At 32.4% G+C, this 16,730-nt stretch carries 14 protein-coding genes and 1 pseudogene; 5 read left to right on the forward strand and 10 right to left on the reverse strand.

What is annotated here, in order from left to right:
• Positions 1-49: 49 nt before the first annotated feature.
• Entirely contained in the window at positions 50-1,396 is a 1,347-nt protein-coding gene (locus tag ACIF8R_RS05945; protein WP_396479695.1) for an OprD family outer membrane porin, read from the forward strand.
• Between the two features lie 46 nt (positions 1,397-1,442).
• Here the strand turns inward: ACIF8R_RS05945 and ACIF8R_RS05950 are convergent, their stop codons facing one another.
• Entirely contained in the window at positions 1,443-1,940 is a 498-nt protein-coding gene (locus ACIF8R_RS05950) for a hypothetical protein (RefSeq protein ID WP_396479697.1), read from the reverse strand.
• Between the two features lie 756 nt (positions 1,941-2,696).
• Here ACIF8R_RS05950 and ACIF8R_RS05955 point away from each other — a divergent pair.
• Entirely contained in the window at positions 2,697-2,981 is a 285-nt protein-coding gene (locus ACIF8R_RS05955; protein WP_317333249.1) for a hypothetical protein, read from the forward strand.
• 145 nt (positions 2,982-3,126) lie between these two features.
• Here the strand turns inward: ACIF8R_RS05955 and ACIF8R_RS05960 are convergent, their stop codons facing one another.
• Together ACIF8R_RS05960 and ACIF8R_RS05965 are read right to left on the reverse strand one after the other, a co-directional pair.
• Positions 3,127-3,681, reverse strand: a complete 555-nt coding sequence (locus tag ACIF8R_RS05960; RefSeq protein ID WP_396479699.1) for a hypothetical protein — start codon at positions 3,679-3,681, stop codon at positions 3,127-3,129.
• A gap of 35 nt (positions 3,682-3,716) precedes the next feature.
• A complete protein-coding gene (locus tag ACIF8R_RS05965) occupies positions 3,717-4,586 on the reverse strand; it encodes a hypothetical protein (protein ID WP_396479701.1) in 870 nt (289 codons plus the stop codon).
• A gap of 405 nt (positions 4,587-4,991) precedes the next feature.
• Here ACIF8R_RS05965 and ACIF8R_RS05970 point away from each other — a divergent pair, with 405 nt between their 5' ends.
• Complete coding sequence (locus ACIF8R_RS05970) at positions 4,992-5,375, forward strand: VOC family protein (protein WP_396479703.1); 384 nt, start codon at positions 4,992-4,994, stop codon at positions 5,373-5,375.
• Here the strand turns inward: ACIF8R_RS05970 and ACIF8R_RS05975 are convergent, their stop codons facing one another.
• Genes ACIF8R_RS05975 through ACIF8R_RS05985 form a run of 3 tightly spaced genes read right to left on the reverse strand, consistent with a single transcriptional unit; the run spans position 5,376 to position 7,431 of the window.
• Complete coding sequence (locus ACIF8R_RS05975; RefSeq protein WP_396479704.1) at positions 5,376-5,690, reverse strand: AzlD domain-containing protein; 315 nt, start codon at positions 5,688-5,690, stop codon at positions 5,376-5,378. It lies immediately after the preceding gene.
• On the reverse strand, positions 5,687-6,352 hold the full coding sequence (locus ACIF8R_RS05980) for an AzlC family ABC transporter permease (RefSeq protein ID WP_396479706.1): 666 nt from the start codon (positions 6,350-6,352) through the stop codon (positions 5,687-5,689). Before ACIF8R_RS05980 ends, ACIF8R_RS05975 begins: the two co-directional genes overlap by 4 nt.
• Positions 6,349-7,431, reverse strand: coding sequence for a hypothetical protein (locus ACIF8R_RS05985; RefSeq protein ID WP_107973871.1), 1,083 nt, complete (start codon positions 7,429-7,431; stop codon positions 6,349-6,351). The genes ACIF8R_RS05980 and ACIF8R_RS05985 overlap by 4 nt, the downstream gene beginning before the upstream one ends.
• Before the next feature lie 913 nt (positions 7,432-8,344).
• Between ACIF8R_RS05985 and ACIF8R_RS05990 the strand changes: the two are divergent.
• Positions 8,345-8,419, forward strand: a pseudogene (locus ACIF8R_RS05990) (hypothetical protein); the annotation flags it as partial.
• A gap of 133 nt (positions 8,420-8,552) precedes the next feature.
• On the opposite strand, the gene ACIF8R_RS05995 reads toward ACIF8R_RS05990, so the two are convergent.
• Entirely contained in the window at positions 8,553-9,503 is a 951-nt protein-coding gene (locus tag ACIF8R_RS05995) for a hypothetical protein (RefSeq protein ID WP_396479708.1), read from the reverse strand.
• A gap of 369 nt (positions 9,504-9,872) precedes the next feature.
• Between ACIF8R_RS05995 and ACIF8R_RS06000 the strand changes: the two genes are divergently transcribed.
• The gene (locus ACIF8R_RS06000; protein WP_396479710.1) at positions 9,873-10,511 is read left to right on the forward strand and encodes an HNH endonuclease; all 639 of its coding nucleotides are present in this window, start codon (positions 9,873-9,875) and stop codon (positions 10,509-10,511) included.
• A 165-nt stretch (positions 10,512-10,676) separates the two neighbouring features.
• Here the strand turns inward: ACIF8R_RS06000 and ACIF8R_RS06005 are convergent, their stop codons facing one another.
• The 3 genes from ACIF8R_RS06005 to ACIF8R_RS06015 are packed head-to-tail and all read right to left on the reverse strand — an operon-like array spanning position 10,677 to position 16,655.
• Positions 10,677-11,972, reverse strand: coding sequence for a restriction endonuclease subunit S (locus ACIF8R_RS06005; protein WP_396479712.1), 1,296 nt, complete (start codon positions 11,970-11,972; stop codon positions 10,677-10,679).
• Positions 11,965-13,599, reverse strand: a complete 1,635-nt coding sequence (locus tag ACIF8R_RS06010) for a class I SAM-dependent DNA methyltransferase (protein WP_396479714.1) — start codon at positions 13,597-13,599, stop codon at positions 11,965-11,967. Before ACIF8R_RS06010 ends, ACIF8R_RS06005 begins: the two co-directional genes overlap by 8 nt.
• Positions 13,593-16,655, reverse strand: a complete 3,063-nt coding sequence (locus ACIF8R_RS06015) for a type I restriction endonuclease subunit R (protein WP_396479716.1) — start codon at positions 16,653-16,655, stop codon at positions 13,593-13,595. Before ACIF8R_RS06015 ends, ACIF8R_RS06010 begins: the two co-directional genes overlap by 7 nt.
• Between the last annotated feature and the right edge of the window lie 75 nt (positions 16,656-16,730).

The raw sequence follows: 16,730 nt of genomic DNA on the forward strand, positions 1-16,730 counted from the left end.
CCACAGCGTTAGGCAAAGGGCTTATTCATGCTTAAAAAAGGAATTTAAAATGAATAAATATTTGCTATGGGGCTGTATTGGTTTAGGCAGCGTAAGTAACGCTTATGCAGAGCTTCCTCAAGAATTTGGCAAGTTAGAATTAAAACTTAACACCCGTTACTGGAACGATGAAGGTACTGCTCACCCCACGCTTGCTAACCCTTCACCTTCGTCGAGTGAATATGAACAAAGCGCTTTAGGGCTTGAGTTAAATTATCAGTCACCGTACTTGTGGGACTGGCTTGGGGTGGATGGCTCACTCTATGCAGTCACCAAGTTATTTGACTCTGGCAAGCCGAGCGCTCAGCTTTTAGAAGTGGAAAATAACGGCAAACTCGACCAAAACTTTGCAACTTTAGGGCAGCTCTACATCAAAGCAAAACTGGGCGACAAAGGTGAAATTAAATTAGGTCGCCAGTTGCAAGATTCGCTGTTGCTTAAAAGCACCAATAACCGCGCAGTGCCCGACACTTTTTCGGGAGCGAGTGGTCAGTTTCAACTGAATGATCAGCTACAGACTTACATCGCCTACTATGACCGCTGGAAACCACGCAGCATGGACTCATTTGAAAAACTGGTGACTGAAAATGACGAGCGCATTGATTATGTCGGTTTACTTGGTGCCAAGTATCAGTACAAAAACTGGAGCGTGAATGCCGAATATTTAAATAGCAAAGATTATTTAAAAAAGTACGGGGCGATTGCTCAATATAAATTGCCCTTGCATGGCCTTGTGTGGACATTCAACACAGGGGCTTTTTTCTCGCGTGATGATGGCAAACTGTTTAAATGCGGAGCCGAAACCGAGCTGGACTGTGTCAAAGACCAAGATATTAACAACCGTGGTAATGGTTATTTTGTCGATGTAAATGTAGCCAAGAATAATATTGAAGGCGGCATTGCCGTTTCAAAGTTTGATGGTTTTTGGATTGAAGATAACTTTGCCGTGCACTCGGCCCGCAATTCGGTTTTAACGCAAGACCACGGCACCAACCCGTTTCCGACTTCTGCGACCATTGGCCCAGACTTTACCAATAATGATGAAACCGCTGTTGCCGTGCGCTTGAAATATAACTGGAAAGACTATGTGAAAGGTTTAAAAACCGAGACGAAGTATATTTATGGCTTTGGCGCTCACCAAAGTAACATTAGCAGTGATATTGAGGGTAAAGAGCGTTACTTTGACTTTACGGTGAGTTATGCCTTGCCGTGGGTGAAAAACTTAGATGTGCGTTATTCATTTTTGCATTATGAGTCAAAGTTTGAAAATGCAAACCCAGGTGAAAAAATAAATGGCATGACCCGTAAAGATTGGGACCAGCACCGTGTATTAATTAATTACCGTTATACGTTTTAAGTTCAAGCTAAGCTCAACGCTTAGCTTTTAAAAACTGCCTTTCAGCTTATGGAATTAAGCTATATACACTTTTTTTGCATTCAAAAAATGATTTATAGGCAAATTCCTGACTCACATAATATGTTGCCACTGTTTTTGCATAAACAGGCTCATCGTAGGCTTTATTTATTAAATACACCTGATATTTTGTGTACTCAGGAGATCTATAAGCCGTCTGCAAATTTGATTGTAGTTGGATTGCTTTACTCACTCCGGCTTGACGCTCATTCATAATATTAGCAGCCATCTCGAAAGCAGCTTTACACAATGCATCTTTTCTTTCGATTTCGCGCTTCTTGTGCCGCAGTTGAAACACAGTTTCTTCACTTGGGCCTACAGTATTTTGTCCAAGTTCTCTAACAGATCTATTAGAATTCTGATTAATACGACTATAAGCGGGATCACTTGGATCACTTAATTTATAGATATCATTAACCGAAGTTAAATTTTCAGCATGTAATGTAGTACAAACCGCAATGACCCCACATAAAAGTAATTTTTTCATATCATCAAGTTCTTTAATTTCGAAATAGGATACTCATTTTTATAGAGAAAATAAATAATTAACTTTATAAAGATAAAGACCCGAACTTTATATTTATGAGTTACTTTCATGCATTTTAAAATTTATATATTGGTTTAGTTTAACTTTATTATATTTATTAATTTACCTATTTAAATGGACTAACTTTTGAGTTTAATTAAAATATAAAATTATAATTAAAATTTTTATAATATTTTATTTAAATTGAATTGACCTGTTAAAAACTTATGATTATTATGGTCCCGCTGGCCTACATTGCCAGTCGGTTTTAGCAGACCGTAGATCCATGGCGGGTTATAGTTCCACTATAAGTCGTTAGACCCTTGCGTCCCTTTTCTTTGCGGTAGGACGGGAGGGGGACGCGCTTGCGCGTGCTGGTTCCTTGGATCCCAGTCTGCTAACCCCTTTTCGTTCTACCACCCAAATCAATTGACGGTGATTTTCGGTGGTAGGACTCCATACATTCTAAGGAGTTGACCATGCCACTATATAAACTTATCCCCTCTCCCTTATAAACTTTTTATTTATTTAAAACTTAGAATTTTTATTATCTAAAGTTTTTAATTTATAAATTATTTTTATTTTAAAATTTAAATCATTTTATTTTCCTTATTTTATAGGTGGATTAATTACATCCTAAAAAAATGATTTTAAAACTTTAAATATAACGATTTATTTTTTCTCACTGATAAATCCCCAAATCATCACGAGAATAATATGAAATTTTATAAAACTATTTTGGTTTTAGGCCTTGTTGTAGGCGATTACAGCGTTTCTGGTTGTGACATACACACTCAGCAGGATTTTGAAAAAATTTGCCTGTCGGGTGGGCACACCCTCGCGAGTTGCGACTGTATTTACCAACGGCTTGAACAAGTGTATTCGCATCAGCTTATGCAACGGTTAGAACATGTCAGTTTGCAAAGTCCTGCTCTCCCACAGGACTTTGCCCCTACTTTTTTTAGTGTGATGCGGCGGTGCGATAAAGAAGACATGGGCTAAGCGTTTCGCTTAGCTCCCTTATCTCTGTGTCGCAATGGTGGATAACTTTAAATCAGCGCAAAAAATTAAAGTTCTGTTGTGGCACGGGGGCCTTGGGAAAGTTATATTATGTGTATTTGAAACTATCCGAAAAATATCTGAAAAATCAAAAGTTTAGAGTTCTATCATTCTTATTTGCTTCTCTTGAAATAATGGAAAATAAATTTAAAAAAATAAAACCAAGACAAAATATATAAAGAATTATAAAGTCTAAATAAATATTCCCTTGGTTTATCCAACTATATTTAACTGAAGTTGAAGGTGGTGTCAGAAAAAAACCCAAAAAAGAGATTAAATAAATCATATGGAACAAAACCATTTCTTTAGGGCTTGAATTTTTCTTTTGTTCCCTCTTACTAACAGCTTTTCCCATTGTATTTATTAAATTTCTCTTTAATTTAGCTGAAATACCTTTTAAGAAATAGACCATTAATAAATAAATATTTACAGCAAAAGTCACAATAAAAGATATATCAAACAATATCCGATGTTGAACATCTAGAAGATCTGACCTAGAACTTAGCGTTATTCCAGAATAGCTATTTATTGGAATATTAATTGCTACAAAAACAACAATAAAAATGAAAACAAAAAAGAAAGATTTACTCCTAAAGGGAGATAACTCTTCTAAAAAATCCCAAAAAAAACTTTTATCAATCATAGAAAAACCTGAGTAAATCTTACAATCTTTTGCTTCTACTTTTTATCTCTTATTGAAGTAATTTGCTTAAACACTTCTTCTTCAAATAAAGCATGGTATTTAGCTTTTTTACTTTCATTATGAAAATTAAGTTTGGTATAAATAACCTTTGAAATAACTAGACCTAAAATTAGGAAAACTATAAAAGAGACTAGTAAACCTATAAAGTTTTTGAGTAGAAAAGCAACGATAAAAGAAATTAAAAAAGATATAAATAAGCTCCGCCATAGTAAAGATTGCTGGCTAGCATGCTTAAATTGAGCAAGCTTTTCAGTAGCTATTTGATTTGCCTGTTCATAAGATTCTTGATCGCTGGCAAATTTAAAATCTCTTAACTTTTCTTTATCTCTTTGTTGTAAAGATAATTTTCTTAGCTCTTGTAAATCACTCTCATCAATAGACTGAACACCAACATAAGAAAATAGTAACTCCATGACCTCTGGATTATCCGTGTTAATTATTAAAGTATTTCCATCCAAGAATTTAACTTTTAGCTGTAATAAATGCTTATCTATTTCTTCTGTACTTTGACTCACTTGCACAGTTTGAGTTTTTTTAGCTGCTGTTACACCTCCTATTATTTCTCCAGTTGTACCTTTCAATGCTCCACCCAACAAGGTTCGAGTTATTAAATCTGAAGTAGAGGTTGTCGTTTCCGAAAGTTCATAACCTTTTGTTGTTACCTTTTTTGTAGTTAAGTCTCTTATGACTTCAACTTCTTCTATATGGTCACATCGAGCAATAGGCTTAGGAAAACCATGTTCATCATGAATATAGTAAATACAGAAAGGCCCCTTATCTAAGAACATTTTATTTATTTTTGCTTTTTTCTTAACCCCAGCATTTATAATTTCAACGATAAACACAACATCCACCCTTTTTATAGAATTTAATAACTACTTAATTTGTAAAGTAAAAAACTAAGTCATTCATATTATGAGAATACTCGATAAATATACCAGTTCAAATTTTGAGAGTCTGACACTTTCAGAAAATCCATTAGAGAAATTTAAGGTTCTGCTTTGGCACAGGGGTCTCGGGAAAAGACAACCGATGATAACTTAAATATATTACTTATCAACCTTCAAAGTTCGCTCTACAGTAACATATTCATTTGGAATCACTATCTTCTTTTCAATAGTCATCACTCCATAAGAAACTAAACTATTTTTCATTAACAAGAGATAATATTTTAAAAGTACAACAGTTATAGCTAATTATATAAATTTCATGTTAGATTAAATCTGATTTTATAATTAACATATATAACTATGATAGATCACATTGAATTAAAAGTAACTAATTTAGATTTAGCTTATAATTTTTATACTTATCTATTAGAGAGTATTGGATATAAATGTTTAAAAAAACGAAAAGATGATAATAAAAATATAATTGCTTATGGTTTTGGAATGAATAATAGAGTTTATTTCTGGATAGCGAGTAGTTCAGAAGACGGCATCCGCAGTAAAGTACATCTTGCTTTTTCAGCTAAATCAAAAGATGAGGTTATTGCTTTTCATAAAATGGGCTTAGAAGTTGGAGCCAAGGATAATGGAAAACCAGGATACCGATTGAACTATAGTACTAATTATTATGCCTCTTTTCTAATTGATATGGATGGTAATAATATTGAAGCAGTTTTAAGAGAATGATTAGCTCAGGTTTGTAAAATTCTTAATAAAAATAAATAACAGTATCGAACCAATAATTGTCACAAGATTATTACTTTTTATCTGCAACAAGATAAATATAAATATGAATGAAATAATAGCTGGTAAAAAGTTTTTCTGTATTTCAGTTATAAAAAAATAGACTGACATAGGTATAAAAACACATATTGGTAAAACTTGCTCAATATTGTCTAATGTTTCACTATTCAGTCTATTTTTGACAAATGCAGGTGCTATTCTGACAATAACACTTATAGAAAATAATATTACAACACCAATTAATAGTTTTGTATTCATTTAAATTTCCTAAAAATAATATAATTAGTTAGAATTGCTGGTATCCAAAAAAATCTTTCTCCAAAAATAAAGAAGGATAAAACAGTCACTAAAAATAGAACAAATATAACTTTAATATTCTTTTTCGTAGTTTTAAGTTTTATATTAATAAAGCTTAAAGTAAACAAAATTGCAGAAATAGGAAATGATACATTTAAACAACCTAATATATAATTAGGTATATATGACGATAATATCTGACCAGCTAGAGTAGATAGAACCCATGTAAAGAAAATATATAATCGGATTTTGAGATGATCATGATATGTATCTGTGTATCTCTCAGTAGCAAAAGATTCATCAGAAAGTATATGGCAATAAACAATTTTTGAACTTAGTTTAATATCTTTTGGAGTACTTATTAATGTCATTGGAATATATCTAACATTCATACTTAATATAAGTAAAAATGCTGTTAAATATCCAATATCTACAAAGTTATTCTGATAAAAACTTAAGAGCGCAAACTGTCCACTCCCCGAAAATCCGAAAATACTTAATAATAGAACCTCATAATGTTGAAGGTTCTGTTGGCCAGCAAGAATACCAAATAATAAACCGATAGGTGTTAATGCTAAGCAAACAGGTATACTTCTGCTTAGCAATGATGTATTAGTTATCATTCTATACAAGGGCATCCAATTGATTTATTTCGTAATATCTTTTTCCCTTCTTTTCCAATCAAGTATTCATTCTTATTATTTTTAACCACAGTATTTGGGCAAATTATATCTAAATGGTATTGTGTATATGGTGTTAAACCTAAACCAAAATGTATAGCACCATCAGTATTACCAAAGGTTTCATTCATAGCTTGGTTTCCATCGAGTATTTTATTGTGTGTATTTACACCAAATCCAATTTCCCAAAGAATTCTATATCTGGAATCCACATTAAACATACTGTTTAACATATTTAGAGCATTTGGACATTTGCCAGTTGGATCACTGAGAGCAGTGATAACACCATTTTCAACAGTAGCAATAATCGGGTTATGTTTGATTTCAATAAGTTGATCAAATATTCTTTTTTGATCCTCTCGCAAGAAGCTAACAGTTCCATTATGTAAAATTGGAACTCCATGTAATGCAATTGTTCCGTTAAAATCTAAACGTAAAGTTTCATCAAACTCTTGAATTCTCAAAGGTAAAACACTAATTTCCCCTGCAGGAGCTAATTGTTGTTCCCCATAACCCAAATGACCAGCTTGTTCACTCCATAGATAACTTTCATCTAAATGATTAAATGTTGCTGACGTATTGTTCACTGGATCTACAAAGCTTAAAAAATCTGAATCTTCACCAATACCAAAGAATCTATCAGCAAATTCCTGTTGGCTATCTGGATCAGTATTTTCAATTATTTCCATAAAATGTTTTATGGCATTTATATCGGTTGGAGTCGAATTGCATGCCATAGCAATCAACTTCCTTTTGCTTCCAATATGTTTCTGATCTGGTGATTGAAAGAAAACATCAGGAGAAATAACTAATACGTGAGAATTCTCAGGTATTACATTTTCCAGTAAATTTTCAAACTTATCATTAGGTTTATATAAAATAATCTTACTTTCAATATAGTTAGAATCATCAGTGATTTTAATTTTATCCTCCAAAGATTCATTAGTTACTATACAGAAATAATCATTATTTGGATTATTAAAAGTTTTAATAAAGTTTGGACGAATGCTAATAACTTCCATAGCTATATTCCTTTAAATTATTATTTTTTATTAAGTTGAAAAAATAGTATGTCTATGGATATAGACATACTATTTTTATCGAGGATACTGTATTAACCTAGTAAAGTGCCTAGGTATTCAGCATTTTTTTTACGATTTTTCATGATGATACTTCCTTTTAAAATTAGTAGTTTTGTTTCGGTTACTAAATTAACCTAGCAAAGTGCCTAGGTATTCAGCATTTTTTTTACGATTTTTCATGATGGTACTTCCTTTTTAAGATTGATAGTTTTTGTTTCAGTTACTAAATTAACCTAGCAAAGTGCCTAGGTATTCAGCATTTTTTTTACGATTTTTCATGATGATACTTCCTTTTATAAATGGTTAGATACAGATATACAGACAAATCTGTATAGTTTTTATATCCTTTAAAATTCTTGTTTTCAAGAAAAGAAATATAATGTTACATATTAATATATATAATTATGTTTTATATTTAAATAAAGCATTGTTCTAGCAAGTTTTAATGATATTTTTAAACTACAGAGTATATTTTTAAAATAGTAGATAAATAATTTACAATAAATAGTTTAGATAATTTTAATAATAAAAAAATATGAATTTACTCACAAAATCATATTTTACCACCAACAAATTCTCCATATATAGAAATTCATTAAGAAATAATTAAAATAAAAATTAATTATTAACAATCGATAATTAAAATAAATTTAAGTAGGGAGTTCATACAAAATTTTTCACTTCTCCATAACGCCAAAGCCATAATCATAAGACCAAGTAGGTATTTCATCTCTAAAAATTAATTCTCAACTCACTCAAACATATACGTTTATTGATAACTACATTTACGTAAACGATTAAATTATAAATATTCTCTGCCATGATATTTGCTCCTTATCTGGCCAAGAAAATCACTGCTCTCCCACAGGACTTTGCCCTTACTTTTTTTAGTGTGATGCGGCGGTGCGATAAAGAAGACATAGGCTAAGCTTTTGGCTTAGCTCCCTTATCTCTGTGCCGCAATGGTAGATGACTTTAAATCAGCGCAAAAAATTAAAGTTCTGTTGTGGCACGGGGGCCTTGGGGGAAAGCTAACTGATTATAATGACTAAGATATAACTTTACTTATCGGCCTTCTGAGTTCGCTCTACAGTAATATATTCATTAGGAATCACTAACTGCTTTTCCATATCTTTCACTTTGTAAGAAACTAAAGTACTTTTACCAATACCCTGAAATAACACTTTAACATCTTTAAAAATAAAGGTTTTATACTGACTCAGTTCTTTATTAGTCGTTTTTGGTAATTCAATTAAATCTGCATATGGTTCTTTGATATATAAAGTCGCTTTTTCTACTCTCACACCAGTTTTTTGCATGGCATAATTTAGAAACGTGTTACCAACCTCTTCAATAAAAAACATGGGAACAAGTGGTATCAAGATCAAAATAATGGCGACTTGTAAGCTATCATTAATATGCGTTTCTAATCTTTTGAATTTCTTTATCGCAAATGTTTTAAGATGATCACTTGCTTCTGGGTCATCAATAATATCTTGCAAATTTTCAAACTTTATACGAAATTCTTTAATCTTCTGTCGGTTGATATAAAAAGGATAATAAGTAAAGGCAATAAAAAATACGGTAATACCTATGTAAAGATTGATTTTCCAATGCAGTAAAAACAAACTATGAATAACATATACGAGATAAAGGGATGCAGCCAATGTGGTAATGCTAATCTTTGGAAATGGCAGTTTTTGTCCAATTCTAATATGGGGTGGTAAGTACTTATCAACCACACTAAAGATGATATATGTCAATGGAACTAAGGAAATACCAAAGAAAAACAAAATCGTGCTTAGCCCCGCATAAATAATAGAACATGCTACAAAAATTAGTAAAAAAATGAGCGTATCACCAAAGCTAATTTCCGAAGGGATATAGCTAATCGTCACTAAATATGCGACTAAGCATAATACACCTATAGCAATAATGGCTTTAGTCGTTGCGAGTGCTGTTTCATGCCACTGCCCCAGATTATTTAAAAATCTCGTTATTAAGTTGTTCATTTGATCTAACCAAATCTTATAAATTATTTAAGAATCGATGATTACCCTTTTCTTAAACCGCTCCCCAGCGGAGTAATCATCTTTTGAAATTTCCCCAAATTTCAGAGTATGTTTTCACATGCTGTTCAATAATGTCCCAAAACTTATGGCTGTTTAGAATATCTATTTTAATTTGTGTTGCAATGGTTTCTACTTTAAACCCATACAAAATTAAACTTCGTTATGCACGGATACCTAGAGATAATCGAAGTATTAAATAAAGTATAGTTTAGTACCAACACCTAACACTACCTATCGATTAAAAATATCTTTAATATTCATAGACTATTAATTCCTATCAAATTTAAAAATAGATTTATTGAGAGTGAAATGCCTATACCACATCGTAACGTTATAAAAACTCAGTTAGTTGATTTACTTTCTAGTAAAGGACCTATGAAAGTTAAAGATGTATACACTGAATTCGTTAGTTTATGGCAACTCACAAATAAAGAAATGGCTATGAAGCGCCATGGCCGAGCGTTATTTGAGAATGAAATTCGTTGGGCACGCCAAGAATTAGCTGGTGAAGGTATTATTGAAAAACCAGATATATCTGGACGAAGTATCTGGAAATTAAAAGAAAGCCCTGTTATTTTCGCTGAAGAATACGATGAAGATAATTTTAATAATTTAACAGAAGGGGCAGCTAAAAAAATTGTAGTTAATGCTTATGAGCGTAATAAAGAAGCACGAAAAAAATGCTTAGAATTTTATGGTTACCAATGTGTTGTATGCAATTTTGATTTTGAAAAAACTTATGGTTCCGTTGGTAAAAATTGTATTCATGTCCATCATTTGGTCGAGATTAGCTCTATTGGAAAAAAATATATTGTTAACCCAATAAAAGATATGGCTCCTGTCTGCCCTAATTGCCATTTTATCATTCATCAACGTAAACCTGCATTTTCAATAGATGAGGTAAGAGCTATGTTAAAGTCGGATAAGATAAAGATCGAGTTGAGGTAGCTGTAAAGATAATGAAAATTAATCCTGCTAAGGCGATGGAAATAGCAGTCAAAACTATATTTAATACATGTTTCATGCTAAATCTCCATCTGCAGTCAAAGTGTATTGTGCTTAATTTTTATCCCATTTCATAGCATAAAGAGACACAACTTGACGCATGAATCTTTATTCGTCTTGCTCAGAAGTTTTAGCTATATGCTCTTCTGCATCTCGAATAGAAATCTGGCCATTCATCAACATCGGTAAGAGCCAATCTCTTAACTCCTCCAACTTCTGATTTTCCATACTCCTGACAAATATCATCTCATTGTATTTTGAGACGATACTATCGTATTTCTCAAGAAGCTCTTTTGGAGGATAAGCTAACTTTAAAGAATAAAGATCATTTTTCGTAATTGAACCAAAAGTTGTTCCCTCTGAGTTTCTTCTATCAAACACCTGTTTGAAGTATTTCATCACATAAAAAAGAAAACCATTAAACCCATCTTTACTATTGAGTGCTGCCAAACCTCGTCCAATACAACAATCGGTATTCGCTATATTCATATCCCCGACTGGTGCACGTACACTCAAAAGAATATCGCCTTTTTTTGCCATACGAGCAGGCTCTGTAGTGTACTGACGCACTTTTGGGAAAACATCACCAAAATCTGTAGAACCTTGATAGAAAATTGTTCCTTCACCATAATCATTGTAAGAACTTCCATCAGGTGATTGCCCCATCGTTATATTCGCAATTTCAGATAGCTGCTTTACCAACCAACCTTTGGGAATATAGTTCTTCAAGATAGAGTTAAATTCCATCTCACCACCTGAAAGTTTATAAGGCTGATTACTCTCAATAGGGAAATCATATTGGATGAACCAATATTGATAAATCTGTTGAGCCATTTTTTCCAGCTCATCAATAATTTTATTATTGATGCGTATTTTCTCAACAATAGTCCTTAGGACCTCAGCACGTTGCTCCATATCGTTAAAAATTGGAATTTGAAGAGCTTTAAGATCTGGCAAGCATAAATTGCTGACAATAGACCCCGTTTTATCACTCTTTTTAATCTGTTTTTGTACAAATTCAGATTGGAGGGCAAAGACTAAATATTGACTAGTGATTTTAGAACTATCGACCTTTAATAAAACCATTCGTTGCCCTAAGCAACACTCTAGACCCTCTGGAATTATACATACTTCGCCCATTGGAGCTTCACGGGTAATAATAATGTCTCCTGCCTCAGGTTTAGCTCTTAATATTCTATTTTTAAATGAATCCTCATCCGTAAAAGATGGGCTATGTAAATCGAGTTCCCCATTTTTTATATTGAAATTTCTTACTACAATTTTTCCACTATCTGTCCATTTTGGTGTGGAGTGAGGGCAATCAGTAATAGATAAACAGAGATCTTCTAGCTTTACTACTTTTCCTAAAAATTTCCTAAATTTATATTGGTTTGAATTAGTCATACTTCAAAGTTTCCAATTTTTTTTCAATATTAGCTTCAAGTTTACTAGACTGAATAAATAGCTCTTTAATATTTGATATTGAATTATTTAGTTGAGACTTAAATGTTTCAGGAGTCATTTCAATATATTCAATTTTTATATCAAAATACTGACCTGCACTAAAACTATAGTTTTTATTGGAAACCTCATCGTAAGTAACTTTGATGGAGAAATTCTCTACCTCTTGTTTCGAGTTAAATAGATTCACTATTTCTTGTTCTTCATACTCTCTCAGAACAGTTTTCTGATTTTTTCCATCTTTAATCTTTTCACCTAAATTAGAAGCGTCTATTAGAATAATTTCATGTTTATTTTTCTTGTCTAAAAATAAAATTGAAACATTAGTCCCTGTAGTTGCAAAAATGTTAGAGGGCATAGATACAACCCCTGCTAACATTTTATTATCAACCAAATATTTACGAATATTCTTATCAATTCCTGATTGAGCCGTAATAAAACCTGTAGGTACTACAATAGCTGCTTTTCCATTTTCTTTTAGCGAGAAAATAATATGTTGCAAGAACAATTGGTATATTTCCATTTTGTCCTTTTCTTTTGGCTTAATTTTTGGGAGACCACCAAAGAAACGCTCTTTATTCGCCTTTGTATCCAAATCATCTCTAAAGTCACTAAAGTCTAGTTTGAAAGGAGGGTTTGAAACAATGTAATCAAATTTTTTCAGCTCAGTCCCTTCCTTATGATAAGGATGAAGTATTGTATTTCCCTGTACAACGTTAGGAATTGAATGTACTAAATTGTTTAAAATTAAATTTAGTCGTAGCAAATTAGATGACTTTTGTGAAATATCTTGTGTATAAATAGCGCAGCGTGTTTCCCCAATAACATGGGCTACATTCATTAGCAGTGTGCCTGATCCTGCTGCTGGGTCATAACATGTCACATTTTTTACCTTGCCCTGTTGATCCTTAGGGACAAGAATCTCTGCCATAATTCGTGCTACTGCATGAGGGGTATAATATTCAGCATATTTACCACCACTATTTGAGTTATAGTCTTTAACCAAATATTCAAAAATAGAAGCGTAAAAATCGAACTTCTGATCAAAAATACGTTCAAAACTAAATTCAACTAACTCGTTAATAATAGCCTTACAAAACTCATCACGTTTTGAAGGATTACTAATAAATTGGCTAAGTTCATCAAATAACTTAATTTTTACGCTACCATCTGTTTGGACTGCAAAAATCTCATTATTCTGAATAGAAATATCTCTTAACGTATCATCAAAGAGTTTAGAAAAATCTGGTTCATTCTGTTGGCTAAATAGATAACTAATAAAGTGTTGAGGCTTAAGAATCGCAGTATCTGCAGGCATCTGTAATGCAAGCATTTCTAACTCGTCATCAGACATTCTTGAGAGCACATCTTCCCATTTTTTAGCTTGGGCTAAATTAGAATCAACTTTTTTTGCTTCATAAGCAAATTTATCATTTAGAAACTTATACAAGAAAGTCTGCGTGATAATTTTAAATTCATTACCATCATTACCAAGTCCATAGTTGGCACAGATAGCTTTTAAACCATCAATAAGTTCTCTAACTTTTTGCTGAAACTGAATTTCTACCATTGCCCTGAACCACCATTGAACTCTTTGAGGTACTCATTTACCACAAGTCGATTAATATACCTTGTTGTCGTTGGATTTAATGCAATGTTCTGTTCATTTTTAAATCGCTTGATAATATTTGGCATCATCACTCTAGCAAAATATGCTTCATTATCTAATACGTTTTCACTATCTAAAACACGTTCGTCTGCATCCTGTTTAAGTCCAATCAAAGCTTCATGGATTTGCCTTTCTGATTTAGAAATCCCCCCTTGTTCATGCAATCTTTTATGAACCCGAGTAAACTTAACATCCCCTTTATACTTATCACTCAATTGCTTATTTGCACGATTTAGTTCTTTAATCCTTTCATGAATCTTTTCGAGTGTGCCTATGTTAGTCACCATTTCTTGTTGAGTAACTTCACTCAGTTTTTTCTTTTTAAATAAGCGCTCTAGCTCTTCTTTTAAGCTGATAAATTTTTCATCTTGCTGATCGAAATTACTAGCTAAAGCCTCTCTTGTTTTACGCAAAGTATCTTTCAGTTGATCTGCTAGAACCAACTCTTCTTCAGCAATTTTCTTAAACTTAAAAATCACGTCTTCAAGAGCTAAATTCAATAGATTCGTTGTGTCTTCACCATTTTCAATACTTTCTTTTAAATTGAGCATATCTAAATGATTACTTACTTCTCTAAACATGATATTAATTTTTTCAAAATCTAAAGATCGAAGTTGCTCATAGTCCGCTTGTAACCGCATGAGGTTATATAAGCTTTTTGCATCAGCTAAGCTTTTCTTAAGTTCTAATACTTGTTTACGGTCAGCAATTTTTTGGATTTGCTCTGAGAAATTTTCCATATTCTCCGTATCGAAACGGAATAACAAATCTTTTAATTGATTAATTTCTTCATCAATTTCTTCTTTAGATTTAAACAGATGGGAATAACTTTCCATCTCATCACCTAATTCTGCCTGTAACTCCTCAAAATAGGCCTTATTTGTTGCATCGAATTCTTGTCTAATATCTGCAAAGTCAACAACATAACCATACCTAAAACCTTTGTATGTACGGTTCACACGAGTTAGTGACTGAAGTAAGTTATGCTCTCGAATCACACGACCAATATAAAGCTTCTTTAAGCGGGGAGCATCAAAACCTGTTAGCAACATGTTATAGACAAACAGTAAATCTATTTTCCCTCCTTTAAAAGCATCAATCCAATCTTTACGCTCTTGTTTATCACCTATATCATGTAAAATAAGTGCAGCAGATTTAACTTTATTTTTTTCTCTTATATGCTCCGTATAAGCTATATCAGTGATAACAGCATCATTCTCTTTTTTATATTTTGTATTAAATATCTCGAACATTTTTTTTGCTTGTTCTGAGCTGTCACAGATTACCATTCCACCTATTGTTGAATCGTTACAAGCCCCACGACTATTCTCAAAATCTTGAATAATGTAATCGAGCATTGGTTCTACAAAAGTTGGATGTGCATAAATTATTTTTTTATCTACATCCCCCTGCCTAACTTCTGCTTGCGCCAATGCCTCTTGTAATGCAATTTTGTAGTTTGTTTGGATATCTTCTCGAATCAAACGCAATGTATAACCATCAGCAATCGAAGCATTGTAGTAATACTTATGGATGTAATCTCCAAACAACGAACGAGAGTTATAATCTGTTCCCAGTAATGGTGTGCCTGTGAGACCTATTTTGATTGCATTACGGTCTGATACATCTAAGTTTGCAAGAAAACTACCTTTGGGATTATAGCTGCGATGTACCTCATCTAAGAAATAAACACGCTGAATCTCAACACTATAATCCTTTGTTGAAACAATTGATGGATCATCTGCAAACTTTTGGATATTGATTACAGTAATCTCTGGCTTCCCACTATTATTGTGAATGACCTTAGTCGCCTTGATATCTTTAGTGAATTCATCTCTAGAGTTAATAGTGTGTACAACCAGCCCACGACTAGCAAATTCACTCTGTGCTTGTTGAAGTAAATCAAGGCGATCTACAATGAAATAAAATTTAGGGATTACGTTGTTTCGTTGGTAATAATCAGTCAAGAACTTTACGTTATAATAAGTTAGTGCTGTCTTACCACTACCTTGGGTATGCCAAATAATTCCTTTCCGAATTCCTTCATCAAGTTTTCTTTCAATTGCCTTAGTTGCGAATAGTTGTGGATAGCGCATGATATGCTTTTGCACACCATTTTCTGCTTCTACATAAGCAATTGAATAACGCAGCATAAACACTAAACGCTCTTTACTAAGCAAAGAAGTACAGATTCGATTAGTAGGGCGATTATGATCTTTATTTGTAATAAATTCAGGGCTATTTCTGATAACTTCTAAGTTATTATCCTTAAGGACTCGAATCTCTTCTGCTTCATTTAAAGGACTCAATAAATGAGTTAAATTGAATATCTCTTCTTCTCGGAAATAGTTAAAACTCGGTTCGTGATAAGACGGTGTTGCATAAAAGGCACCCATAATTGGTTGAATAGCATCATCGTCATACTCCATATTATTTGAAAAGATCATAAACTGTGTGATGTTGATGAATCTTTTAAATTTAGAATTTTGGAATCGCTTACTTATTCTGTCTCGTTCAGCTAAGACACCATCTTTATTATTTGGTTTTTTGACCTCAATAAATACTAAAGGCATACCATTCAATAAAATAGTAATATCAGGGCGAAATTCGTCATCTCCATTTTGACAAGTTAGCTCTGTAACAACATTAAAAGTGTTGTTATTTATATCTTCAAAATCAATTAACTTTATTCCAGAGCGATTAACCAACTTATTAAAAAAGCCTTTACCTAGATCTTCGTTATCCAAATTTAGCTTAAGATCTTGTAATTCCCTATAAATATCATCCTTATCAAAAGAGGGGTTAATCCTACTAATTGATTCAATGAAGATGTCTGGAAAAATATTAGATTCCATATCCCATATATGTTCTTTTAAAGAAAGATATTTATAACCCAGCCTTGTTAAATGAAGAATTGTTGGAATTTTTACACGAGCATCTTCATTAAACTTTCGCACGTAAACCTCTTCTTTTAAGATTTATAAAGTATTAAAGATAATGATATCACTATTAATTTTTAATTTAAAAACTGA

The sequence above is a fragment of the Acinetobacter sp. ABJ_C4_1 genome (genome assembly GCF_044538495.1).
GTDB lineage: Bacteria > Pseudomonadota > Gammaproteobacteria > Pseudomonadales > Moraxellaceae > Acinetobacter > Acinetobacter nosocomialis_A.